General features: G+C 49.2%; 1 rRNA gene and 1 pseudogene. Both read left to right on the top strand.

The annotated features are described in order from the left end of the window. Positions 1 to 285, top strand: a pseudogene (locus AC1MDJ_RS08530) (single-stranded DNA-binding protein); the annotation flags it as partial. Positions 286 to 397: 112 nt separating this feature from the next. Beyond that, a 5S ribosomal RNA gene (gene rrf, locus AC1MDJ_RS08525) occupies positions 398 to 513 on the top strand. Positions 514 to 537 lie beyond the last annotated feature (24 nt).

The following is a 537-nucleotide window of genomic DNA, read 5'->3' as shown; positions in this document are numbered from 1 at the left end:
GAACTGTTTGAACAAATGGTGGATCTGAGCGAAATGACCAGCAAAGATAAATTTAAATCTTTCGAAGAACTGAACACCAAATTTGGCCAGGTGATGGGCACCGCGGTTATGGGTGGTGCGGCAGCGACCGCGGCGAAAAAAGCGGATAAAGTGGCGGATGATCTGGATGCGTTTAACGTGGATGATTTCAACACCAAAACCGAAGATGATTTTATGAGTTCTAGCAGTGGTAGCAGCAGCAGCGCGGATGATACCGATCTGGATGATCTGCTGAACGATCTGTAATAAGTCGACGCTAGCGGATCCTAATAATAACTGTTTTGGCGGATGAGATAAGATTTTCAGCCTGATACAGATTAAATCAGAACGCAGAAGCGGTCTGATAAAACAGAATTTGCCTGGCGGCCGTAGCGCGGTGGTCCCACCTGACCCCATGCCGAACTCAGAAGTGAAACGCCGTAGCGCCGATGGTAGTGTGGGGTCTCCCCATGCGAGAGTAGGGAACTGCCAGGCATCAAATTAAGCAGAAGGCCATCC

Source organism: Candidatus Termitispirillum reticulitermitis, from assembly GCF_054655775.1.
The sequence above is the reverse complement of the archived record's forward strand: the minus strand, read 5'-3'. Positions and strand labels throughout refer to the sequence as shown.